This window comes from Siccibacter colletis, assembly GCF_025914095.1.
Taxonomy (GTDB): Bacteria; Pseudomonadota; Gammaproteobacteria; order Enterobacterales; family Enterobacteriaceae; genus Siccibacter; species Siccibacter colletis.
The window spans coordinates 3,667,201-3,689,636 of sequence record NZ_CP074352.1 but is presented as its reverse complement, the minus strand read 5'-3'; the positions used below and the strand labels follow the sequence as shown (position 1 = coordinate 3,689,636).

The window sequence follows — 22,436 nt, the reverse complement described above, 5'->3', positions numbered from 1 at the left end:
TTCCGGATGAGGCTGCAAAAATGTTTATCGGGAAAGACATTGTGGAATGAGCCTCCCAGCGATTACACTGCGCGGTTTCAATGGTAGACTTCACGGTTTACACTCTTAAAGAATCGTTTTTCAGGAGACATGAACATGGCCAGCAGAGGCGTAAACAAGGTGATTCTCGTCGGGAATCTGGGTCAGGACCCGGAAGTGCGCTATATGCCGAATGGTGGCGCAGTTGCCAACATTACCCTGGCCACGTCAGAGTCATGGCGCGACAAACAAACCGGCGAAACCAAAGAGAAAACTGAATGGCACCGCGTTGTGCTGTTCGGCAAGCTGGCTGAAGTGGCCGGTGAATACCTGCGCAAAGGTTCTCAGGTTTATATCGAAGGTTCCCTGCAGACCCGCAAATGGACCGACCAGGCCGGTGTTGAGAAGTACACCACGGAAGTCGTGGTTAACGTTGGCGGCACCATGCAGATGCTGGGTGGCCGTCAGGGCGGCGGTGCACCGGCTGGCGGCGGCATGGGCGGCGGTCAGCAGCAGCAGGGCGGTTGGGGTCAGCCTCAGCAGCCGCAGGGCGGCAACCAGTTCAGCGGCGGCGCGCAGTCTCGCCCGCAGCAGCAGAACAATGCCCCAGCGCAGTCTAACGAACCGCCGATGGATTTCGATGACGACATCCCGTTCTGATTTGCAGCACTGTTTGCATTCGGAAACAAAAAAGCCTCTGTTTACAGAGGCTTTTTTTATGTCATTTCATTTCCGCTACGCTGAAACGCAGGCAAACCGGAGGTTACATCACCGGAAACTGCGGCGGTGCCTGATACGCCATATCCACCATAATGGTCTTAATATTGGCCCAGACGCGGGCGATATCGAGCAGGGTGATGCCCAGCAGACCCGTGGCGAACCAGCAGGCAGCCGCGATACCGAGGCCGGTGCAGACGATTGCAAGACCGCGATAGTCAGTCTTACGCAGCTGAATATGCAGCGTGCTGGCCATAAACATCAGCAGCGCACTCAGTAACGGCCAGCGCATCAGTAATACGCCGGTAGTGATGGTAGCCATCAAAACATCCTCAACAGAAAACCACCTCCGCCAGCACATCAGGCAGATGTACGCCGCGGAGAAAATATCATAAACAGGAAATTGCACTCTGTTACAAGAGTTGTGTGAACTATATCACGTTTGGTTATTAATTCGCCAGATGCCGCGCCGCTTTACGCCCCGGTTTTACAAATCTCACGTTGGCCCGCACCTGGCGGCTGACCCCAGATGCACTTTTAACAGCAGCGTCTGGTTTTTTCGTGTTTAACGTTGAGAATAAAAAAAGCACAACCCGCAGAAAATAAAAAACGTCACCCCGTAATGGCAGCATCTGAATTTAGCTTTAGGCAATTTGCTTATATTATCAGCAGCCCTCAGCAGGCCGCCTGAAATACAAAAGTCAGTTGCTAAAATGCCGCTCTTCATGCACCGTAATGCGATTTTGTGAATGTCTCAACGCGGTCAAAAGTGACACGTTTTGCAGGGATATCAAACCATCATGCATCACAGGGCAGGGCGTAACGCGTTGCGTATTACCGGTATTATCATGGTGGTGTTATTGCCTGTGATTTTTGCCGTCTGGTTTGCCCAGCTGCGTGCGGTCAGCGATACCCGGGATCACCTGCGCTCCTTCGCACACTTAATACTCAACCGCACCAGTATTGTCGTGGATGATGCGATGCGCGCTCGCGCGATGGCAGAGTCATTCCGCGGGGCATCATGCAGTGACGATCATCGAAAATTTATGCTCGATATTGTGCGCGGGCATTTATTTGTTGAAGATCTTGTTTATGCCCGCGGAAATAATTTCCTGTGTTCGACTCAATTAACGCTTTCAACGCCCTTAACCCTGCGACGGGCAAATTTCAACGATACGTCTGACACGGCTATTTATTATTATCGTGATACCCCGTTTTATGCCGGCTATAAAATGTTATATATGCAGCGCGGGAATTATGCTGTGGTGATTAATCCGCGCGCGTTTGGCGATGTGATGTCTGACGATACCTCGCTGGTATATGGCACCTATGACACGGTTAACGACGAATTCTTTTCCCTGAGTGCGCACGCCGATATGCAGACGTTAAGTCCGCTGATTCAGCGTAACCAGCAGACGTTCCAGCTCGACGGGCGCTTTTATACTATTGCCCGCTCCGCGACGCGTCCGGTTGCCATTATTGTCTCCACGACCATGACGCGGTTTCATGAACAGTTCTGGCATCAGTTAACCCTGACGCTACCGCTGGGGCTGATTTGTAGTCTTATTGTCTCGCTGGTATGGTCGCGCACTCGTCAGCAGCTAAAGTCCCCGCGCCGCCGCCTGCAGCGTGCGCTGCGCCGTCAACAGCTGCGTCTTTATTATCAGCCGATTATTGATATTCGACAGGGGCGCTGTGTCGGGGCGGAAGCACTACTTCGCTGGCCGGGTTTTAACGGCACGGTAATGAGCCCGGCGGAATTTATTCCGCTGGCGGAAAGTGAAGGCATGATTGCCCAGGTCACCGACTACGTTGTCGATCAGCTGTTCATCGATCTGGGTGATTATCTGGCCCGTCACCCTGATATTTATATTTCGCTCAACCTGTCGGCATCGGATTTTCATTCGCCGCGGCTTATTGCAATGATCGCTGAAAAAGCGAAACAGCATCAGGTGCGCCCGCAGCAGATTAAAATTGAAGTTACCGAGCGGGGCTTTATTGATGTCCCTAAAACCACGCCGGTTATTCAGGCGTTTCGTCAGGCCGGGTATGAAATTGCGATTGACGATTTCGGCACCGGCTATTCCAACCTGCACAACCTCTATTCGCTCAACGTCGATATTCTGAAGATCGATAAATCCTTTATCGACACGCTCGCCACCAACAGTACCAGCCACCTTGTCGCTGAACATATTATTGATATGGCCCACAGCCTGCGCCTGAAGATTATTGCCGAAGGGGTGGAAACCGCCGAGCAGGTGAGCTGGCTGCTGAAACGTGGCGTCCAGTATTGCCAGGGCTGGTATTTTGCGAAGGCGCTGCCGCCTCAGGGATTTATCGCCTGGATGGATAAACCTGAGGCGGCGGAGCCTGCCCGGCAAGGCGCGTAACCTGTCACTTACGCACTCTGGCGATAGTCGGTCGGCGTGCGGTCAAACTCGCGGCGAAAAACGCGCGAAAAAGTCTGCTGCGACACATAACCGTAATCCATCGCAATATCGAAAATGGGCCGTTCTGTGGTGCGCAGCGCTTCCGCCGCCATCAGCAGACGGCGCTGACGAATGTATTCCCCCAGCGTCTGGCGCTTCACGGTACGGAACATCCGCTGCAGATACCATTTTGAATAGCCTGACTTCTTTGCCACCACGTCGATATTCATGGGTTGATCGATGTGTTCATCGATCCACGCCGTCAGGGTGTTGATGATCTCCTGATGTGACATAGCTCTTCCTCGTGCTGAGTTATCGATTAGCCGTTCAGTGTGGCCAGGAGTATAATTCCTCAAGTTAACTTGAGGTAAAGCCCCATGGAAAAGAAAACTCAACGGGTAAAAACGCTGCTCACACCGGGTGAAGTGGCAAAGCGCAGCGGCGTGGCGGTTTCGGCGCTGCATTTCTATGAGAGCAAAGGCTTAATTCAGAGTACGCGCAACGGCGGAAATCAGCGGCGTTACCGGCGTGATGTGCTGCGTTATGTCGCGATTATCAAAATAGCGCAGCGCATTGGCATTCCGCTCGGCACCATTAAGGATGCGCTCGGCGTGCTGCCTGAAGGACAGAGCATCAACGCCAAAGCCTGGAAGCAGCTCTCCTCCCAGTGGCGCGAGGAACTGGATCGCCGCATTCACACCCTGACAGCGCTGCGTGACGATCTTGATGGCTGCATTGGCTGCGGTTGCCTGTCGCATCGCGACTGCCCGCTGCGTAACCCGGAGGATCGCCTGGGCAGCCAGGGTACCGGAGCGCGTCTTCTTGAGGAGTGATTTTTCCTGCCCGGCGGTTGCCGGGATTGCTGAACGATAATTTTCCGCCGTCTGGCCGGACCCTTTCCTATAGTTAATTAATTGAATATCCAGGAGGTTCGCCATGCTGATCGTTCACCACCTTAATAATTCCCGCTCGCAGCGTGTGATTTGGGCGCTGGAGGAGCTGAACCTGCCGTACCAGATTGTGCGCTATCAGCGTGAGCCGACGATGATGGCCCCGCCCGCGCTGAAGAAAGTGCACCCGCTGGGCAAATCACCGGTGGTGGAGGATAACGGCCTGATCCTCGCGGAATCAGGGGCCATTCTGGAGTATCTGCAGGAAACCTACGACCCGGCAAGCCTGCTGCGTCCGGAATCGCCGGGTGAGAAGCTGGCGTGCCGCTTCTGGCTGCACTATGCCGAAGGCTCGCTGATGCCGCTGCTGATGATGAAACTGGTGTTCAGTAGCCTTGGTAAAAAGCCGGTGCCCTGGGTGCTGCGTCCGGTGGGAAAGGCGCTGGGGCAGGGCGTGCAGAAAGCCTGGCTCAATAAGCAGCTGGTGACCCACGCGGACTACATTGAAAACCACCTGGCGCAGTCGGCGTGGTTTGCCGGCGACACCTTCAGTATCGCCGATATCCAGATGAGCTTCCCGGTCATGGCGCTGCTGGCGCGCGGCGGGATGCGCGATCTGGAACACACCCAGGCCTGGTATCAACGTATCCAGGGCCGTCCGGCGTTTCAGCGCGCCATTGAGCAGGGCGGCCCATTCGAGATCCCCGGCGCGTAAGAAAAGTGTTAACAGGTTGCGCAGCAACGATAACGTTTGCGCACACGCTGGCGAGGGATTCGCCATCCGGACGTTATTTTGGCGAAACGTCGCAAATTATGTTTGAAAAGCGCAGTAAGAACACTGGATAATCGTTTGCTTCAGTCAGCGCCCGCCGTTTATCCGCGGGCGCTGTCGATTTTTAGCCGTCTTCTGTATGCGGAGTTAAACGTTTGCTTTTTTGCGATCCCCCTTTGGTCGCAACGCAGCGCAGGACTGAAACGTTTGATAAGCAGCGGGTTGTCCACCGCATACCGGAGCGAACGATAATAATTTCAGGGGATGTTTCACTATGTCTACGCCTTCTGCGCGTACCGGCGGTTCACTCGACGCCTGGTTCAAAATTTCTGCCCGCGGCAGCACCGTGCGCCAGGAAATCGTTGCCGGTCTGACGACCTTCCTCGCGATGGTTTACTCGGTGATCGTGGTACCGGGCATGCTGGGTAAAGCCGGTTTCCCACCTGCGGCGGTGTTCGTCGCCACCTGCCTCGTGGCGGGCGTAGGGTCAATTCTGATGGGGCTGTGGGCGAACCTGCCGCTGGCCATCGGTTGCGCGATCTCCCTGACGGCATTCACCGCCTTCAGCCTGGTACTGGGTCAACAAATCAGCGTTCCGGTGGCGCTCGGTGCGGTATTCCTGATGGGCGTGCTGTTCACCATCATCTCCGCAACCGGCATCCGTAGCTGGATTTTGCGTAATCTCCCCCAGGGCGTTGCGCACGGTACCGGCATCGGCATCGGCCTGTTCCTGCTGCTGATCGCGGCTAACGGCGTCGGCCTGGTCGTGAAAAACCCGCTCGACGGTCTGCCGGTGGCGCTCGGCCACTTCGCCAGCTTCCCGGTGATCATGTCGCTGATTGGTCTCGCGGTGATTATCGGTCTGGAAAAACTTAAGGTGCCGGGCGGCATTCTGTTGACCATTATCGGGATTTCCGTGGTCGGCCTGATTTTCGACCCTAACGTACACTTCTCCGGTCTGTTCGCCATGCCGTCCCTGAGCGATGAAAACGGCAATTCGCTGATCGGCAGCCTCGACATCATGGGCGCGCTCGACCCGATCGTGATCCCAAGCGTGCTGGCGCTGGTAATGACGGCAGTGTTTGATGCCACCGGCACCATCCGCGCCGTGGCGGGACAGGCTAACCTGCTGGACAAAGACGGACAGATCATCGACGGCGGCAAAGCCCTGACCACCGACTCCCTGAGCAGCGTATTTTCAGGCCTGGTCGGTGCTGCACCGGCGGCGGTGTATATCGAATCCGCCGCGGGTACCGCTGCGGGCGGCAAAACCGGCCTCACGGCGCTCACCGTCGGCGTGCTGTTCCTGTTGATCCTGTTCCTGTCGCCGCTCTCTTACCTGGTGCCGGCGTATGCCACCGCGCCAGCGCTGATGTACGTTGGCCTGCTGATGCTGAGCAACGTGGCGAAAATCGACTTTGCTGACTTCGTTGATGCGATGGCCGGGCTTATCACCGCCGTGTTTATCGTGCTGACCTGCAACATCGTCACCGGCATCATGATCGGCTTCGCGTCGCTGGTGATTGGCCGCGTGTTCAGTGGCGAATGGCGTCGTCTGAATATCGGCACCGTGCTGATCGCGGTCGCACTGGTGGCGTTCTACGCTGGCGGCTGGGCGATCTGAACCCATTGATTTTCCTGAGGTGCGGGCTACGGCCCGCATTTTTGTTTTTAAGGCACATCCTGTTTCCTTTATGTTCACCCTGATGTCTTATCATTATGTGTGACAGGTTAAGTGTTTTAAGAAAACAGACATTCAGGGAACGCATGGAAATCTTCTTTACTATTTTGATCATGACCCTCGTGGTCTCTCTCTCCGGGGTCGCAACGCGTATGCTGCCCTTCCAGATCCCACTGCCGCTGATGCAAATCGGTATCGGTGCCATTCTCGCCTGGCCCACCTTCGGGCTGCACGTGGACTTCAATCCTGAGCTGTTTCTGGTGCTGTTTATTCCGCCACTGCTGTTCGCTGACGGCTGGAAGACGCCGACGCGTGAGTTTCTCGACCACGGGCGGGAGATTATTGGCCTTGCGCTGGCGCTGGTGCTGGTTACCGTCGTCGGGATTGGCTTCCTGATTTACTGGCTGGTGCCGGGCATTCCGCTGATCCCCGCGTTTGCGCTGGCCGCCGTGCTGTCACCGACCGATGCCGTGGCGCTGTCCGGCATTGTTGGCGAAGGGCGCATTCCGAAGAAAATCATGGGCATTTTGCAGGGCGAGGCGCTGATGAACGACGCCTCTGGCCTGGTGGCGCTTAAGTTTGCCGTGGCCGTGGCGATGGGCACTATGGTGTTTACCGTTGGCGGCGCGACGCTGGAGTTTGCCAAAGTCGCCATCGGCGGTCTGCTGGCCGGTATCGCCGTCAGCTGGCTGTACGGACGTTCGCTGCGTCTGCTGAGCCGCTGGGGCGGCGACGAGCCCGCAACCCAGATCGTGCTGCTGTTCCTGCTGCCGTTCGCCTCCTACCTGATTGCGGAACACATTGGCGTGTCCGGCATTCTGGCGGCGGTTGCCGCCGGGATGACTATCACCCGTTCCGGGGTGATGCGCAGCGCGCCGCTGGCGATGCGCCTGCGTGCCAACAGCGTCTGGGCGATGCTGGAGTTCGTGTTTAACGGCATGGTGTTCCTGATGCTGGGGCTGCAGCTGCCGGGCATTATGGAAACGTCGCTGAGCGCCGCTGAAGCCGATCCGAACGTGGAAATGTGGATGCTGTTCACCGACGTGCTGCTGATCTACGGCGCGCTGATCGGCGTGCGTTTCCTGTGGCTGTGGGTGATGAAGCGCTTTAGCGTGCGCTTCCTGAAAAAGAAACCGATGGAGTTTGGCGCATGGACCACGCGCGAGCTGCTGATCTCCTCCTTCGCCGGGGTGCGCGGGGCGATTACCCTCGCGGGTGTGCTCTCCATTCCGCTGCTGCTGCCATCCGGCGAGCCGTTCCCGGCGCGCTATGAGCTGGTGTTCCTCGCCGCGGGCGTCATCCTGTTGTCGCTGTTTGTTGGCGTGATCATGCTGCCGTTCCTGCTGAAGGACGTCGAGGTCACTGACCACGGCAAGGCGCGTAAAGAGGAGCGGATGGCAAAATCCGTGACCGCCGACGTGGCGATTGTCGCTATCGAAAAAATGGAGCAGCGGCTGGCCGCAGACGTGAATGAGAATATCGATAATCAGCTGCTCAAAGAGGTGAGCTCGCGGGTCATCGGTAATCTGCGTCGCCGCGCTGACGGGCGCAACGATGTGGAAAACTCAGAGCTGGAAGAGAGCCTGGAGCGCCGCTTCCGCCTGACGGCGCTGCGTTCCGAGCGTGCCGAGCTGTATCATCTGCGTGCGACCCAGCAAATCAGCAACGAGACGCTGCAAAAAATGCTGCACGATCTCGACCTGCTGGAAGCGCTGCTGATCGAGCACAAGTAACGCGACGGGGCGGGGTGATGCGTCACTCCGCCTCTGCCGCAGGCCAGAATTCGCGGCAGCAGGCAATCCATGCCCGCGTGCTGTTCGACAGCCATACCCCGTCGCGCCAGAACAGCGACAGCCGCCAGCGTAGCGGGCTGTCCAGCGGCAGCCAGAGTAGCGTTGAGGCATCCAGCTTCTGACATACCGGCTCCGGCATCACCGCTATTCCCATCCCCGCCTGCACCATCTGCGCCAGAAACTCCCACTGACTGCTGCGTACCGCCACCGTCGGTGTCAGCCCCAGACGGGTAAACGCCGTCAGCAGCTGCTGGCTGGGAGCAAACGTATCGCTGCTGAGCAGCAGCGGGTAACGGGAGAGGGTATGCAGATCAACTGAATGCACGGAAGGCCAGGGGCCGGAGCGTGGCACTACCGCGCACAGCGGGTAGCTGAACAGCGGCAGACTGGCAAAGCCGTGCTGCTCGTCCACCGGCTGAAACGTGAGGGCGGCATCCAGAGTGCCGTTCAGCACCGCCTGCTGCGCCGCGGCATCGTCATATTCGATAATGTTAACCCTGATGCCAGGATAACGCTGGCGGTAGAGACTGACCGGCCCGGAAATCTGCACGCCCGGCAGGCTGGAAACCCCGAGCTGCAGGGTTCCGGCATTCATCTGATTAATATCTTCCAGGGCGGTTTCCAGCTCGCGCAGCTCCGCTAAAATGGTTTCCGCGTGGTCGTACAGCACCTGTCCGGTATGGGTGAGCAGCAGCTTGCGCCCCTCGCGAATAAGCAGCGTCGAGCCAACTTCCTCTTCCAGGTTACGTAGCATTTTACTGATGGTCGGCTGCGTCACATAAAGCGCATTAGCCGCCTGGGTATAGCTCTGGCGACGGACGACCTCAACGAAATAACGCAGCGTTTTGATATCCATATGCCCGACCCGGCTGGTGAGAAACTATTATTTTAATTCATAACTGCTTTGGATGACTTTGCGCTCGCTATCAATTTTTATGAATAGTTGAGTTCATTCTTAAAAATTCATCAGAGTTAAGAATAATAATCTGTAGTTACCGGGTAATAGCCGTGTTGTATAGCGCCTTACAGAATAACTGGCTGATAACATTGTTAATAATGAAAAAGGATGATTTTGCGAATTTTCGCAGGATATTACGGCGATGAATTAGATTGTTTTTGTCGATTCTTAATTTATTGCTGTTCGCGTTTTATACATTGCTTTCCTGTGGCGAATTAATTAATTTCACCGCCTTTGTTTCTGGCATCTACCTCTACCGCGCCTGGCGCGAGACATTTAAATATCATGGCAATGAATTCCAAACATTATCTGGCGATAATGCTTTCTGCGTTCCTTCTTCAGGGCTGCACCCTGATACCGGGCAGCGATATTTCTCTGCATAATAAAAATAGCGAAGCGCAGAAAAATAAGGCGGGCAGCGATATCAGTAGCGCCGTCACGCTGGCACCCATTACCCCGCAGCTGATTTCGACGCTGGCAGTCGCATTACCCATTGCGCGTCAGAATACGGCGCTCAATGAACAGGTTTCTCATTACGAATACCAGATCGGCTCGGGTGACGTACTGATGGTCACCGTCTGGGATCACCCGGAACTGACCACGCCGGCGGGGCAGTACCGCAGCGCGAGCGACACCGGCAACTGGGTGCAGCCGGACGGTGCCATTTTTTATCCCTACGCCGGAAAAGTGCAGGTTGCGGGCAAAACCATTGCGCAGGTGCGCGAAGCCTTAACCCAGCGGCTGGCACCGTGGATTGAAGAACCGCAGGTGGACGTCAGCGTTGCTGCGTTTCGCTCGAAAAAAGCCTACGTGACCGGGGAAGTGAAAAACTCCGGCCCACAGCCGGTTACCAACGTACCGCTGACTATCATTGACGCCATCAATCAGGCCGGTGGTCTGCTGGAGAACGCCGACTGGCGCCACGCGGTCTATACCCACGACGGTAAAAAGGAAGTGATATCGCTGCAGGCGTTGCTGAAAGCCGGCGACCTGACCCAGAACCGCCTGATGGAAGATGGCGACATTCTCTATGTGCCGCGCAACGACGATCAGAAAGTGTTTGTTATGGGCGAGGTGAATAAGCAAACCACGCTGAAAATGGACAGCAGCGGCATGACGCTCACCGAGGCGCTGACCCAGGCCGAAGGCATCAACCAGAATGCCGCCGACGCCACCGGGGTCTTCGTGATCCGCAGCACCGCGGGCAGTACCCCTCCTGGGGACAAGCTCGCCACGCTCTATCAGCTTGATGTGTCTGATGCCAGTGCGCTGGTGCTGGGTACCGCCTTTCAGCTTCAGCCCTACGACATCGTTTATGTGACCACCGCACCGGTCTCGCGCTGGAACCGCGTCATCAGCCAGCTCATTCCAACCATCAGCGGCATACACGACATGACCGAAACTACGCGTTATATCAGGCAATGGTGATGATTCGTTCCGTTCAGGTTATCTGCATCGGCAACCTGTGCCGCTCGCCCGTGGCGGCGCTGCTGCTGAAGCAGGCTGTGCCGGCGCTGAACGTCTCCTCCGCCGGGCTGGAAGCCGTCACCGGTGCGCCAGCGGATGACGTTATGCAGTCTCTTGCCGCGGAACAGGGGCTGGACCTCAGCGGCCACCGGGCCACGCTGTTCTCTCTGGCGCAGGCCGCACACTACGATTTACTGCTGGTGATGGAGAGCAGCATGCGCCAGCGCCTTCTGCGAGCCGATCCCACGCTGTGCGGAAAAATTAAGCTCTTTGGCCAATGGCTGGCGGGAGATCGCGAGATCGCCGATCCCTACAAAAAAAGCCGGGAATTCAATATCACCATTTTTCAGCGCATTGAGGACGCCGCCTTCACATGGAAAGAGATTTTTTGCCCCTGACGGGGAGTGAGACCCACTATGCAATCTGATAACCGCACCGATAAACCCGATATCGATCTGCTTGAGCTTATCGCTGAACTGCTGCGCCACAAAATACAGATCGCCGCGATCACCCTGACGAGCATTCTGCTGTTTACGCTGTATGCATTCTGCGCCTCGCCGGTGTACCGGGCGAATATGCTGATTCAGGTGGATGAAACCTCAAGCCAGAATCTGCTGGACCGTATCACCGACAACATGGTGGGCGACAGCCAGCACTCGGCAACCGAGATCGGCCTGCTGCAGTCGCGTATGGTGCTCGGAAAAGTGAGTGAGTCGCTGGGCATGCTGACAGACGTCAAACCCAGCGGTTTTCTGGCGCGGCTGTTTTCAGGCCGCGACGGCGCACGCTCCGCGCTAACGGTGGGGGCGCTTGCGGTGCCGACGGAGTATATCAACGTGCCATTGACGCTGCAGGTGATCGGGCCGGAGCGCTATCAGCTGACGCTGCCAGAGGGCGAAACCCTGACCGGGCGGGTCAACCAGCCGCTGCGTAAAGGAGAGTTAAGTCTGCTGGTAACGCATATCAATGCCGAGCCAGACAGCGAATACACCATCACTCACCTCTACGAGCTGGATGTGGTAGAGAGCCTGCTGAAGCAGCTCAAAATCAGCGACGTCGGTAAAGAGAGCGGCCTGCTGTCGGTGCAGCTGACCGGCAAAGATAAAGTGCAGATCGCGCGCACGCTCAATGCAATCGGGCGCTATTACCTGGAGCAGGGGCTGGCGCGCAAGGCGGAAGAGACGACCAAACGGCTACAATTTGTTGACGATCTGCTGCCGGATATCGAAAAACGCCTGAACGACGCGATTGCCAGCCTGCGTGATTTTCAACAGAGCAATAAATCGGTGGATATGTCGCTGGAGGCGAAAACGGCGCTGGATACCACCTCTGCGCTGCAGACCCAGCTCAACGAGGTGATGTTCAGACGCGCAGAGATGTCCAAGCTCTACACGCCCGGCCACCCGATGTCGCGGTCGCTGGCGGAAAAAGAGGCGGTGCTGAAGAAGCAGCTCTCGCAGCTCAACCGCAACATCTCCACCATGCCGCGCAAGCAGCAGGAGATCCTGAAGCTGACCCGCGACGTGCAGACCAACCAGGAGATCTACACCCAGATGCTGACCCGGCGTCAGGAGCTGCAGATCATGAAGGCCAGCACGGTAAATAATGCGCGCATCGTTGACCCGGCGGTGGCGGAAACGCGTCCTGTGGCACCGAAGAAATCGCTGCTGTGCATCATGGGCATGCTGCTCGGGCTGATGGCATCCTGCGGCTGGGTGCTGTTTAAAAAGGCGATGCGCAACGGGTTACGCTCTGCTGCCGATATCGAAGAGAGCGGTGTAGAGGTGCTGGCGATGGTGCCGGTGAGCAAATGGCTGAAACAGCAAAATCAAAAAATCTCCCGGAAGTTACAGGTGCGTTCGCGCACGCTGCTGGCGAAAGAGAATTCAACCGATGTTTCCGTCGAAGCCATCCGTAATTTACGCACCAGCATTACCCTTGGCCTGGCGCGAAAAACGGACGCGATTATTGCGGTATCCAGCGCCACCACAGGCGTGGGTAAATCCTTTGTCGCCAGCAATCTGGCCGTTGTACTTGCTCAGGCGAACAAGCGCGTGTTGCTGATCGACGCCGACCTGCGCTGTGGCACCCAGCATCATCTGCTGTCCTGCCCGCAAAAACCGGGGCTGTCTGAGGTGTTGAATGGCCGCGCATCGTTTCAGGATGTGCTGCGCGACGGGCCGGAGCAAGGCATGAAGGTGCTGCCGTGCGGGCAGTACGTGAATCGCTCCTCTGAGCTATTGATGCACAGCGCGCTGGCTGACGGTCTGCGCTGGGCCAGTAGCCAGTTTGACTACGTGATTATCGATACGCCGCCGGTGCTGCCGATTACCGATGCGGTGATCCTCGGCAAACAGGCCGGACGCGTTCTTCTGGTGGCGGGTTACAACAAGGAGTCGCAGCAGGAGTTTGCGCTGGCGGTGAAGCGGTTTGAAGGTAATGGCGTACCGCTGTTTGGTGCGGTGCTGAACGGTATCGAGCCGGATACGCACTACGGCTACCGTTACGAAACCTTCCAGTACGGTAGCACGCAGGCGGAGTAAAAATTCCCGGCCGGGGAAGGCCGGGAGTGTCACTTAGTGGGCGCGGCCCTGCTCAATGCCGATCCCGGTCTGGGAACGAATAAACTGCGCACGGAACTGCTCGCGCTCGCGCAGGCCTTCCGCGCTGTTATCGGTAATGGAGAACACCCAGATGCCGATAAACGCCACCGCAATCGAGAACAGCGCCGGGTACTCATACGGGAACACCGGTGCGGCATGGCCGAGGATCTGCACCCAGATTGTCGGGCCGAGCACCATCAGGATCACCGCCGTCAGCAGCCCCAGCCAGCCGCCAATCATTGCGCCGCGCGTGGTCAGCTTCGACCAGTACATGGAGAGCAGAATGATCGGGAAGTTGCAGCTCGCCGCAATCGAGAAGGCCAGCCCCACCATAAAGGCGATGTTCTGATTCTCGAACAGAATGCCCAGCAGAATAGCAATCACGCCCAGCACCAGTACGGTTATCTTCGACACCCGTAGCTCGTCGCGCTCGCTGGCGCCGCGGCGGAACACGTTGGCATAGAGATCGTGCGATACCGCCGATGCGCCCGCCAGCGTCAGACCCGCCACCACCGCCAGAATCGTCGCGAACGCCACGGCAGAAATGAAGCCGAGGAACAGGTTGCCGCCTACGGCATTCGCCAGATGGACCGCCGCCATGTTGTTGCCGCCGATAAGCGCGCCCGCCGCATCTTTAAACGCCGGGTTCGCGCCGACCAGCATGATGGCGCCAAAGCCGATAATAAAGGTCAGGATGTAGAAGTAGCCCATAAAGCCGGTCGCATAGAACACGCTTTTGCGCGCTTCACGCGCATCGGACACGGTAAAGAAGCGCATCAGAATATGCGGCAGCCCGGCGGTACCGAACATCAGGCCGAGCCCCAGCGACAGGGCCGAAATCGGGTCCTTCACCAGCCCGCCCGGACTCATGATCGCTGCGCCTTTCGGGTGCACCGCCATCGCCTCGCTGAACAGGTTGCTGAAGCTGAAGCCGACGTGCTTCATGACCATAAACGCCATGAAGCTGGCCCCAAACAGCAGCAGCACCGCTTTGATGATCTGCACCCAGGTGGTCGCCAGCATGCCGCCGAACAGGACGTACATCACCATCAGCACCCCGACCAGCACCACCGCGATATGGTAGTTGAGGCCGAACAGCAGCTCGATAAGCTTCCCGGCACCCACCATCTGGGCGATGAGATAGAGCGCCACCACCACCAGCGAGCCACAGGCCGACAGCATACGGATCGGTTTCTGCTTCAGGCGGTACGACGCCACGTCGGCGAAGGTGTAGCGCCCGAGATTACGCAGGCGTTCCGCAATCAGGAACAGAATAATTGGCCAGCCTACCAGGAAGCCGAGGGAGTAGATCAGCCCGTCGTAGCCGGAGGTGAATACCAACGCTGAGATGCCGAGGAAAGACGCGGCGGACATGTAATCCCCGGCGATTGCCAGGCCGTTCTGGAAACCGGTGATGTTGCCCCCGGCGGTGTAATAATCGCTGCGGGTGCGGGTCCGTTTCGACGCCCAGTACGTGATACCCAGCGTGAAGGCCACGAACACCACAAACATGCCAATCGCCTGCCAGTTCGTGGGCTGGCGCTCCACCACGCCGGTCAGGGCATCGGCGGCGTGCGAGGCGAAAGGCAGCATGGCGGCAAGCGCCGTCAGAAGTCGTTTCATGATTTCACCTCGCGGATCACCGCGTTATTCAGCCGATCGAACTCACCGTTGGCGCGCCAGACATAGACGCCGGTAAGTAAGAATGAAATCAGGATCACGCCGACGCCGATGGGTATGCCGCGCGTAACGCTGGTGCCGGCATGCAGCGGCGTGCCGAGCCAGCCCGGCGCGAAGGCGATGAGCATAATGAAGCAGATATAGATAACCAGCACGATCAGCGACAGGATGGTCGCGAAGCGCTGCCGCTTATGCACTAACTCCTTAAAATGCGCACTTTGTTCTATCCGCTGATAAATGGGGTCATTCATCACAGCATCTCCAGAGGTGAGACAGGTTTTTATTATTCCCTCTCCGGCTGGGAGAGGGTTAGGGTGAGGATACGCTCCCCCGAAGTGGGGGAGGAAAACGGTGTTACGACGGCATGGCGATGCTCTGTTTCTCCTCAAGCAGTTTCTCTACCACGCCAGGATCGGCCAGCGTCGAGGTATCACCAAAGTTACTGGTATCCCCGGCGGCGATTTTGCGCAGGATGCGGCGCATGATCTTCCCGGAGCGGGTTTTCGGCAGGGAGTCGGTCCAGTGCAGCACGTCCGGCGTCGCCAGCGGGCCAATCTCTTTACGTACCCAGTTACGCACTTCGGCATACAGCTCCGGTGTCGGCTCCTCGCCGTGATTGAGCGTCACGTAGGCGTAGATCGCCTGGCCTTTGATGTTATGTGGAATACCCACCACCGCCGCTTCGGCAATTTTCGGATGCGATACCAGGGCCGATTCAATCTCGGCGGTGCCGAGACGGTGACCTGAGACGTTCAGCACGTCATCCACGCGCCCGGTGATCCAGTAGTAGCCATCTTCATCGCGGCGCGCGCCGTCGCCGCTGAAGTACATGTTTTTAAAGGTGGAGAAGTAGGTCTGCTCGAAGCGCTCGTGATCGCCAAACAGGGTGCGCGCCTGGCCCGGCCAGGAGTCGGTGATCACCAGATTGCCCTCGGTGGCCCCTTCCTGCGGATGACCTTCGTTATCCACCAGCGCCGGCTGCACACCAAAGAACGGACGCGTCGCCGAGCCGGCTTTCAGCTCGGTAGCACCCGGCATCGGGGTGATCATGAAGCCGCCGGTTTCGGTCTGCCACCAGGTATCCATCACCGGGCAGCTCTCGTTCCCGATTTTCTTCCAGTACCACTCCCAGGCTTCCGGGTTAATCGGTTCGCCCACGGACCCAAGAATGCGCAGCGACGTGCGGTCGGTGCCTTCGATAGCCTTATCGCCTTCCGCCATCAGGGCGCGAATTGCTGTCGGGGCGGTATAGAGAATGTTGACCTTATGCTTGTCCACCACCTGAGCCATACGCGCCGGGGTTGGCCAGTTCGGTACGCCCTCGAACATCAGGGTGGTGGCCCCGCAGGCCAGCGGGCCGTACAGCAGATAGCTGTGGCCGGTGACCCAGCCCACATCGGCGGTACACCAGTAGATGTCGCCCGGATGGTAGTCGAAGACGTATTTGAAGGTGGTAGCGGCATACACCAGATAACCGCCGGTGGTATGCAGCACCCCTTTCGGTTTACCGGTGGAGCCAGAGGTATAGAGGATGAACAGCGGATCTTCGGCATTTACCTCAACCGGCTGGTGGTGGCTGTTGGCTTTCTCATTAAGCTCATGCCACCACAGATCGCGTCCTTCCTGCCAGGCGATATCGCCCCCGGTGCGTCTGAACACCACCACGTGTTCCACGGTGGTGACGTTCGGGTTTTTCAGCGCATCGTCCACGTTCTTTTTCAGCGGGATGCTGCGTCCGGCGCGCACGCCTTCATCGGCGGTGATCACCAGGCGCGAGCTGGAGTCGATGATGCGCCCGGCGACGGCTTCCGGCGAAAAGCCGCCGAAAATCACCGAGTGCACCGCGCCAATGCGGGCGCAGGCCAGCATCGCCACGGCGGCTTCCGGCACCATCGGCATATAGATGGCGACCACATCGCCCTTTTTGATGCCAAGGTCGGTCAGGGTGTTGGCGAAGCGGCAGACGTCCCGGTGCAGTTCACGGTAGGTGATGTTTTTGCTCTGGCTGGCGTCGTCGCCCTCCCAGATGATGGCAACGCGATCGCCGTGGTCATGCAGATGGCGATCGAGGCAGTTCGCCGCCAGATTCAGCGTGCCGTCTTCATACCATTTAATCGAGACGTTACCGGGGGCGAAGGAGGTGTTTTTCACCTGACTGTAGGGCTTAATCCAGTCGAGGATCTTTCCCTCTTCCCCCCAGAATGCGTCAGGATCGTCGATTGAATGCTGGTATTTCGCCGCGTATTGCTCCGGAGAGATCAGGCAGTGTTCCGCAATATTTGCGGGAATAGGGTGTTTGCGGATTTGGCTCATGGCTATTTTTCTCCTTGTAAGATGTTAATGATATGTCACGTAAACGTTAATTGCGGAAGGTGCCACGAGCTTTGTTTACTATTTGCGCGACAGATCACGCTATGTCTGAATCGTATGAAAATTCAGCAACTGAATCTTTGAAGAGAAATAGTTATCAGCAGGAATTATTGAGGGAAACGCAAAATAAACACAAATCATAACAATTAGTTATGGCACGACATGGATATAAACTCGCGTTTTAAAATAAAAAATCAGTGAAATGCCCTGTTCTTAAAGGGTTGCGCAGCATGCCGTGCAAATGGTACTGATTACGCGCATCAAAAATCCCACATAACATAGCCTGGTTACTCCCCCATTCAGAAAGTGTCGTTCCTCTGCGGACACGCAGGGCACGGGGGCGTGACGATTTGATTCAGGAAATTGCGTTTATGAAGAATATGAAAGTCAGCCTGGCCTGGCAGATTTTGCTGGCCCTGGTGCTGGGTATCCTCCTGGGGAGCTTTCTGCATTACCAGACCGACAGCCGCGAATGGCTGGTAACAAATCTGCTGTCGCCTGCCGGCGATATTTTTATTCACCTGATCAAAATGATCGTGGTGCCAATTGTTATTTCTACCCTGGTGGTGGGCATTGCCGGCGTTGGTGACGCTAAGCAGCTCGGGCGTATCGGCGCAAAAACCATTATCTATTTCGAAGTGATCACGACGGTTGCCATTGTGCTGGGCATTACGCTGGCGAATGTGTTTCAGCCAGGCAGCGGGATTGATATGTCCCAGCTGGCGAGCGTGGATATTTCGAAATACCAGCACACCACGGAAGAAGTGCAGAGCCACGCCCACGGTTTGATGGGAACCATTCTCTCGCTGGTGCCGACCAACATTTTCGCCTCGATGGCGAAGGGCGACATGCTGCCGATTATCTTCTTCTCGGTGCTGTTCGGTCTCGGACTGTCGTCGCTGCCGTCCGCCCAGCGTGAACCGCTGGTCACGGTGTTCCGCTCCGTGTCCGAAACCATGTTCAAAGTGACCCACATGATCATGCGCTATGCGCCGGTCGGGGTGTTTGCGCTGATTTCCGTGACCGTGGCTAACTTCGGTTTCGCCTCGCTGTGGCCGCTCGCCAAGCTGGTGATTCTGGTGTACGTGGCGATCCTGTTCTTTGCGCTGGTGGTGCTGGGTGCCGTGGCTCGCATGTGCAAACTGCGCGTGATGACGCTGATCCGCATCCTGAAAGACGAGCTGATCCTGGCCTACTCCACCGCCAGCTCCGAGAGCGTGCTGCCGCGTATTATTCAGAAGATGGAAGCCTACGGTGCGCCACCGGCCATCACCAGCTTCGTGGTGCCGACCGGCTACTCGTTTAACCTCGACGGCTCCACGCTCTACCAGAGCATCGCGGCGATCTTCATCGCCCAGCTCTACGGCATTGAACTGTCGCTGAGCCAGGAGATCATTCTGGTGCTGACGCTGATGGTCACCTCAAAGGGCATCGCTGGCGTGCCGGGCGTCTCCTTCGTGGTGCTGCTGGCGACGCTGGGCAGCGTCGGTATTCCGCTGGAAGGTCTGGCGTTTATCGCCGGTGTCGACCGCATCCTTGATATGGCACGTACCGCTCTGAACGTGGTAGGTAACGCGCTGGCGGTACTGGTGATCGCCAAGTGGGAGAACAAGTTCGACGCGGAAAAAGCCCAGGCTTACGAACGCGAGCTGTTCGGCAAGTTTGATAAAACCGCCGGAAACTAACCCGCCTTACGCACCGCCAGCCATTGCGCAGGCGGTGCGCCTTTTCAGACGCCTTCCTTTATAGCTGTAGCGGCCGGGTAAAACGGAAATGGGTCTGCTGATAGCCTTCACGTTCATAAAAACGGTGCGCCTCTTTACGCGCCACACCGGTAGACAACTCCGTCAGCTCAGCACCCGCTTCGCGCGCCTGCTCCTGCGCCCATGCCAGCAGCTGTTTACCTACGCCCTGCCCGCGGGCTGATGGCGTAACCACCAGCTCCTGAATCTCGCCGATCCAGTTCACGTGGTGCAGGTGAAACTGCATGTGCAGCCCAAGCAGCCCCACCGGATGGTCATTCAGAAACGCCAGCAGATAGCGACGATTGTGATCCTGAAGATTGGCGGCATAGCCGATATTGAACGCCTGGCGATCGAGCTCCTGCTCTTTGAGGTCGCAGATCAGGGCGTAAACCGTATCGGCATCGTCGAGAGTGGCGAGGCGTAAATCACAGTCGGGCATGGTTCCTCCTTCGTCAAATAGTCGTAGCCTTACGCTAAACCTGATTTCTGACTGTAGCAGAGCGGGGGAGGATGCGGATTGCCTGCTGTCCGAATCTCCCCTAATCTCTAGCGGAACACGGCCACCGCATCCACCAGACGCGTAGCCTGCTGCTTCACCGTGGCGGACGTTTTCGTTCCGGCAAGCACCAGCTCCGCATTCTGCTGGGTGATGTCGTCCAGTTCGTCTACCGCGCGGGTCAGCTCGCTCAGCCCCTGGGCCTGGTGTACCGTAGCGGCGCTGATCTGGCCGATCAGCTGGGTGACGTTTTTCACCTGCTGCACGATATCGCCCATGGTACGGCCGGCTTCCTGGACGTGCACTGCGCCGGACTCCACTTTGCCTTCGCTGGCCTCAATCAGACGGCGAATATCGCTGGCGGCGGTGGCGCTGCGGCTGGCGAGGCTGCGTACTTCCCCGGCCACCACGGCGAAACCTTTACCCTGTTCCCCGGCGCGCGCCGCTTCCACCGCCGCATTGAGCGCCAGGATATTGGTCTGGAAGGCGATGCTGTCGATGAGTGAGGTAATGCTGCCGATCTCCCGCGTGCTGCTGGCAATCTGCGTCATCGTCGCGATCACCGTTTCCATCGCCGCGCCACCGTTGATGGCCGCCGAGCTGGCCGCTTTGGACAGCTTATCCGCTTCGCTGGCGGTGTTGGTGTTGTCCTGCACGCTGCCTGCGAGATGGGTCATGGTTTCCAGCGTCTGCTGTACGTTGGCCGCGGTCTGGCGGGTACGCTCGTTAAGATCGTCATTCCCCTGCGCCAGCGCCTCGCTGCCGTTGCGCACGTTCACCACCTGACTGCTGACATCGTTTACCAGCCAGCGGAACATCAGCCCGGACTGACTGATGGCGCGCAGCGTAATACCAATCTCATCAGCTCGCTGGAGATGCTCCACGCTGTGGCTGGCGCCGGTGGCTACGTTCAGCGCCTGTTTGCACAGGCGTTCCACCGGGCGGGAGACCTGCCACTCCAGCCACAGGTCGGCCAGCAGGCTCAGCAGGGCGGTAACGCCGAATAATGTCGCGGCCTGGGCCAGCGGCAGCGCCATCCACCACAACAGCAGCGCCATCAGCGGCTGGATCAGCAGCAGCGGCGTGCGCACCCGCCAGCGTAGCGGCATGGTTTTCAGCAGGCTGAAGACGCGCCCGAACCCCTTGCGCACCAGCAGGCCACGGTGAAAGACGTACCCCTTCAGGGTGTTGTTGTTCATGGCGTCGTAGAGGCGCTGAGCCTCGGCGGTTTCCCGGGCGCTGGCTTTAGTGCGAATCGACATGTAACCGATGGTCTGGTTATTGCGCACAATAGGCACGGCATTGGCGCGAACCCAGTAATAGTCGCCGTTTTTGCGTCGGTTCTTTACCAGGCCGGTCCAGGGTTCACCCTGTTTCAAAGTGGCCCACATATCGGCAAACACCTGACGCGGCATATCCGGGTGGCGCACCAGATTGTGCGGATGGTTGATGAGTTCATCACTGGTAAAACCGCTCGCGGCAATGAAGCTGTCATTGGTGTAGGTAATATAACTTTGGGTATCCGTGGTGGACATCAATGTCGCATTATCTTCAAGAATATATTCTGTATCGGTTACATAAGAAGCGCTGCGCATTTTTTACCTGCCTGAAAAATAGGAATTGCCGAAGAAGGCCCGATATAAGTTTCGGCTGAAAGTAAATTTGCTTTAACGCTAAATAGTGATGCCGATCGTTTTTTTGAAAGATGAGCGAGATATGCGCAATAAATTGGCAGTGGCTAATTTAAGTAGTGCTTAATATGAGTTTAGGTGTGCTTTATATCGTTGATTTTAAAGATGATTTGCTGAAGGGCGTTGCGAGGCTAATAGTTAACCACAGATAAAATAAAAAACCCAGCCTTTTCATTTAATAATTTAACACTCTATATTCGAAATTAAATCTGCGCACGCCTTCTGTTAATTCACAGTTTATTTATCGCCAGTGAGAAATATAAATATAAGCTCACTGCGCTGACGTCACGTTTGCCCGGCCCGCAGGCGGAAAGGGCGCAGGATGAAGCGCACCGCAGCAGCCAATGGAATGCGCAGCGTGAACGCCAGGCAACACGCCGCAGGCGCAGGCGTAAATAATGCGGCATGCGCTGAACGGTAAAATAAAAAATGCCCCCTGCGCAGTACGCAGTGGGGCACGGATACAAGGGTGCTGGCCTGACTCAGTTCTTTTTCACGAACTCGGATTTGAGTTTCATCGGGCCAAAACCATCAATTTTGCAGTCAATGTTATGATCGCCCTCTACAAGGCGGATATTCTTCACTTTTGTGCCGATTTTCAGCATGGAAGAGCTACCTTTGACTTTTAAATCTTTTACTACGGTAACGCTGTCGCCATCGGCCAGCAGATTACCGTTTGCATCCCTGACGACAAGCGCATCGCTGCCGGTTTCTGCCGGTGCATCCTGCCATTCGTGGGCGCACTCAGGGCAGATATACATGCCGTTATCCTCGTAGGTGTACTCACCGTTACAGTTCGGGCAGTGGGGCAGTTCCATGTTAAAAACCTCGCTAAATGAATACGCTGCGCAAAACAGTCATCTCACCCGTTGAAATGCACATGCGCCGCAAAAGAACGCTATTGTACAGCAAATCCATGCAAAAAAAGGGACTATTTTGCCCTGCACTTGTTAGTGCGGGGGCGATTCTGAGACGATTATGATGCCTGAGATTAAATGCAGGAGTGCGAGGCATATATCGGCTTTTATTCCGGATAAATGCTACTGTTAACCTTATTACCCTTTAATGACTCTTTTTTCTTTTCTTCTGCCAGGCGCTCATGTAATTTGCCTGCGGATAAATGCTT

At 56.9% G+C, this 22,436-nt stretch carries 19 protein-coding genes; 10 read left to right on the top strand and 9 right to left on the bottom strand.

Features of this window, described 5'->3' with window-relative positions; genetic code table 11:
* The first annotated feature begins 135 nt into the window (after positions 1-135).
* The gene (gene ssb1 / locus KFZ77_RS17660; protein WP_031521413.1) at positions 136-678 is read left to right on the top strand and encodes a single-stranded DNA-binding protein SSB1; all 543 of its coding nucleotides are present in this window, start codon (positions 136-138) and stop codon (positions 676-678) included.
* Between the two features lie 103 nt (positions 679-781).
* Here the strand turns inward: ssb1 and KFZ77_RS17655 are convergent, their stop codons facing one another.
* Positions 782-1,057 carry a YjcB family protein gene (locus tag KFZ77_RS17655; RefSeq protein ID WP_264384934.1) on the bottom strand — a complete coding sequence of 92 codons (276 nt, stop codon included), beginning with the start codon at positions 1,055-1,057 and terminating at the stop codon, positions 782-784.
* Positions 1,058-1,535: 478 nt separating this feature from the next.
* Here KFZ77_RS17655 and KFZ77_RS17650 point away from each other — a divergent pair, with 478 nt between their 5' ends.
* Positions 1,536-3,125 (top strand): EAL domain-containing protein, encoded by a 1,590-nt coding sequence (locus KFZ77_RS17650; protein ID WP_264384933.1) that lies wholly within the window; start codon positions 1,536-1,538, stop codon positions 3,123-3,125.
* Between the two features lie 8 nt (positions 3,126-3,133).
* Here the strand turns inward: KFZ77_RS17650 and soxS are convergent, their stop codons facing one another.
* Positions 3,134-3,457: a superoxide response transcriptional regulator SoxS gene (gene soxS, locus KFZ77_RS17645; RefSeq protein ID WP_031521418.1), complete on the bottom strand. Its 324-nt coding sequence runs from the start codon at positions 3,455-3,457 to the stop codon at positions 3,134-3,136.
* An 84-nt stretch (positions 3,458-3,541) separates the two neighbouring features.
* On the opposite strand from soxS, the gene soxR reads away from it, so the two are divergent.
* From soxR to KFZ77_RS17625, 4 genes are all read left to right on the top strand, one after another.
* The gene (soxR, locus tag KFZ77_RS17640; RefSeq protein WP_031521419.1) at positions 3,542-3,997 is read left to right on the top strand and encodes a redox-sensitive transcriptional activator SoxR; all 456 of its coding nucleotides are present in this window, start codon (positions 3,542-3,544) and stop codon (positions 3,995-3,997) included.
* A gap of 103 nt (positions 3,998-4,100) precedes the next feature.
* Complete coding sequence (locus KFZ77_RS17635; RefSeq protein WP_031521421.1) at positions 4,101-4,769, top strand: glutathione S-transferase family protein; 669 nt, start codon at positions 4,101-4,103, stop codon at positions 4,767-4,769.
* Between the two features lie 331 nt (positions 4,770-5,100).
* A complete protein-coding gene (gene ghxP, locus KFZ77_RS17630) occupies positions 5,101-6,450 on the top strand; it encodes a guanine/hypoxanthine transporter GhxP (protein WP_031521423.1) in 1,350 nt (449 codons plus the stop codon).
* Between the two features lie 143 nt (positions 6,451-6,593).
* Positions 6,594-8,240, top strand: coding sequence for a Na+/H+ antiporter (locus KFZ77_RS17625; protein WP_031521424.1), 1,647 nt, complete (start codon positions 6,594-6,596; stop codon positions 8,238-8,240).
* Between the two features lie 22 nt (positions 8,241-8,262).
* Here KFZ77_RS17625 and KFZ77_RS17620 read toward each other — a convergent pair whose 3' ends face one another.
* Complete coding sequence (locus KFZ77_RS17620) at positions 8,263-9,156, bottom strand: LysR substrate-binding domain-containing protein (protein ID WP_264384932.1); 894 nt, start codon at positions 9,154-9,156, stop codon at positions 8,263-8,265.
* 387 nt (positions 9,157-9,543) lie between these two features.
* Between KFZ77_RS17620 and KFZ77_RS17615 the strand changes: the two genes are divergently transcribed.
* From KFZ77_RS17615 to KFZ77_RS17605, 3 genes are read left to right on the top strand one after another with little or no spacing between them, the layout of a single operon-like run.
* On the top strand, positions 9,544-10,686 hold the full coding sequence (locus KFZ77_RS17615) for a polysaccharide export protein (RefSeq protein WP_264384931.1): 1,143 nt from the start codon (positions 9,544-9,546) through the stop codon (positions 10,684-10,686).
* Entirely contained in the window at positions 10,686-11,123 is a 438-nt protein-coding gene (locus KFZ77_RS17610) for an arsenate reductase/protein-tyrosine-phosphatase family protein (RefSeq protein WP_031521429.1), read from the top strand. The genes KFZ77_RS17615 and KFZ77_RS17610 overlap by 1 nt, the downstream gene beginning before the upstream one ends.
* Positions 11,124-11,141: 18 nt before the next feature.
* Entirely contained in the window at positions 11,142-13,268 is a 2,127-nt protein-coding gene (locus KFZ77_RS17605; protein WP_264384930.1) for a polysaccharide biosynthesis tyrosine autokinase, read from the top strand.
* 33 nt (positions 13,269-13,301) lie between these two features.
* Here the strand turns inward: KFZ77_RS17605 and actP are convergent, their stop codons facing one another.
* From actP to acs, 3 genes are all read right to left on the bottom strand, one after another.
* Positions 13,302-14,951, bottom strand: coding sequence for a cation/acetate symporter ActP (actP, locus tag KFZ77_RS17600; RefSeq protein WP_031521433.1), 1,650 nt, complete (start codon positions 14,949-14,951; stop codon positions 13,302-13,304).
* Positions 14,948-15,259 (bottom strand): DUF485 domain-containing protein, encoded by a 312-nt coding sequence (locus tag KFZ77_RS17595; RefSeq protein WP_264384929.1) that lies wholly within the window; start codon positions 15,257-15,259, stop codon positions 14,948-14,950. The genes actP and KFZ77_RS17595 overlap by 4 nt, the downstream gene beginning before the upstream one ends.
* A gap of 103 nt (positions 15,260-15,362) precedes the next feature.
* On the bottom strand, positions 15,363-17,321 hold the full coding sequence (gene acs / locus KFZ77_RS17590) for an acetate--CoA ligase (RefSeq protein WP_264384928.1): 1,959 nt from the start codon (positions 17,319-17,321) through the stop codon (positions 15,363-15,365).
* A gap of 428 nt (positions 17,322-17,749) precedes the next feature.
* Between acs and gltP the strand changes: the two genes are divergently transcribed.
* Positions 17,750-19,063 carry a glutamate/aspartate:proton symporter GltP gene (gltP, locus tag KFZ77_RS17585; protein WP_031521438.1) on the top strand — a complete coding sequence of 438 codons (1,314 nt, stop codon included), beginning with the start codon at positions 17,750-17,752 and terminating at the stop codon, positions 19,061-19,063.
* A gap of 58 nt (positions 19,064-19,121) precedes the next feature.
* Here gltP and phnO read toward each other — a convergent pair whose 3' ends face one another.
* From phnO to KFZ77_RS17570, 3 genes are all read right to left on the bottom strand, one after another.
* Complete coding sequence (gene phnO / locus KFZ77_RS17580) at positions 19,122-19,562, bottom strand: aminoalkylphosphonate N-acetyltransferase (protein ID WP_264384927.1); 441 nt, start codon at positions 19,560-19,562, stop codon at positions 19,122-19,124.
* Positions 19,563-19,669: 107 nt separating this feature from the next.
* Entirely contained in the window at positions 19,670-21,214 is a 1,545-nt protein-coding gene (locus KFZ77_RS17575; protein WP_264384926.1) for a methyl-accepting chemotaxis protein, read from the bottom strand.
* 578 nt (positions 21,215-21,792) lie between these two features.
* Complete coding sequence (locus KFZ77_RS17570; protein WP_031521442.1) at positions 21,793-22,128, bottom strand: zinc ribbon domain-containing protein YjdM; 336 nt, start codon at positions 22,126-22,128, stop codon at positions 21,793-21,795.
* Positions 22,129-22,436: the final 308 nt, after the last annotated feature.

Coding starts and splice junctions, on each gene's coding strand:
- KFZ77_RS17655 (WP_264384934.1), bottom strand. CDS start 1,057: ATGGCTACCATCACTACCGGCGTATTACTGATGCGCTGGCCGTTACTG.
- KFZ77_RS17595 (WP_264384929.1), bottom strand. CDS start 15,259: ATGAATGACCCCATTTATCAGCGGATAGAACAAAGTGCGCATTTTAAG.
- soxR (WP_031521419.1), top strand. CDS start 3,542: ATGGAAAAGAAAACTCAACGGGTAAAAACGCTGCTCACACCGGGTGAA.
- KFZ77_RS17605 (WP_264384930.1), top strand. CDS start 11,142: ATGCAATCTGATAACCGCACCGATAAACCCGATATCGATCTGCTTGAG.
- gltP (WP_031521438.1), top strand. CDS start 17,750: ATGAAGAATATGAAAGTCAGCCTGGCCTGGCAGATTTTGCTGGCCCTG.
- KFZ77_RS17570 (WP_031521442.1), bottom strand. CDS start 22,128: ATGGAACTGCCCCACTGCCCGAACTGTAACGGTGAGTACACCTACGAG.
- actP (WP_031521433.1), bottom strand. CDS start 14,951: ATGAAACGACTTCTGACGGCGCTTGCCGCCATGCTGCCTTTCGCCTCG.
- KFZ77_RS17575 (WP_264384926.1), bottom strand. CDS start 21,214: ATGCGCAGCGCTTCTTATGTAACCGATACAGAATATATTCTTGAAGAT.
- KFZ77_RS17610 (WP_031521429.1), top strand. CDS start 10,686: ATGATTCGTTCCGTTCAGGTTATCTGCATCGGCAACCTGTGCCGCTCG.
- KFZ77_RS17650 (WP_264384933.1), top strand. CDS start 1,536: ATGCATCACAGGGCAGGGCGTAACGCGTTGCGTATTACCGGTATTATC.
- KFZ77_RS17625 (WP_031521424.1), top strand. CDS start 6,594: ATGGAAATCTTCTTTACTATTTTGATCATGACCCTCGTGGTCTCTCTC.
- KFZ77_RS17635 (WP_031521421.1), top strand. CDS start 4,101: ATGCTGATCGTTCACCACCTTAATAATTCCCGCTCGCAGCGTGTGATT.
- KFZ77_RS17620 (WP_264384932.1), bottom strand. CDS start 9,156: ATGGATATCAAAACGCTGCGTTATTTCGTTGAGGTCGTCCGTCGCCAG.
- ghxP (WP_031521423.1), top strand. CDS start 5,101: ATGTCTACGCCTTCTGCGCGTACCGGCGGTTCACTCGACGCCTGGTTC.
- ssb1 (WP_031521413.1), top strand. CDS start 136: ATGGCCAGCAGAGGCGTAAACAAGGTGATTCTCGTCGGGAATCTGGGT.
- phnO (WP_264384927.1), bottom strand. CDS start 19,562: ATGCCCGACTGTGATTTACGCCTCGCCACTCTCGACGATGCCGATACG.
- KFZ77_RS17615 (WP_264384931.1), top strand. CDS start 9,544: ATGGCAATGAATTCCAAACATTATCTGGCGATAATGCTTTCTGCGTTC.
- soxS (WP_031521418.1), bottom strand. CDS start 3,457: ATGTCACATCAGGAGATCATCAACACCCTGACGGCGTGGATCGATGAA.
- acs (WP_264384928.1), bottom strand. CDS start 17,321: ATGAGCCAAATCCGCAAACACCCTATTCCCGCAAATATTGCGGAACAC.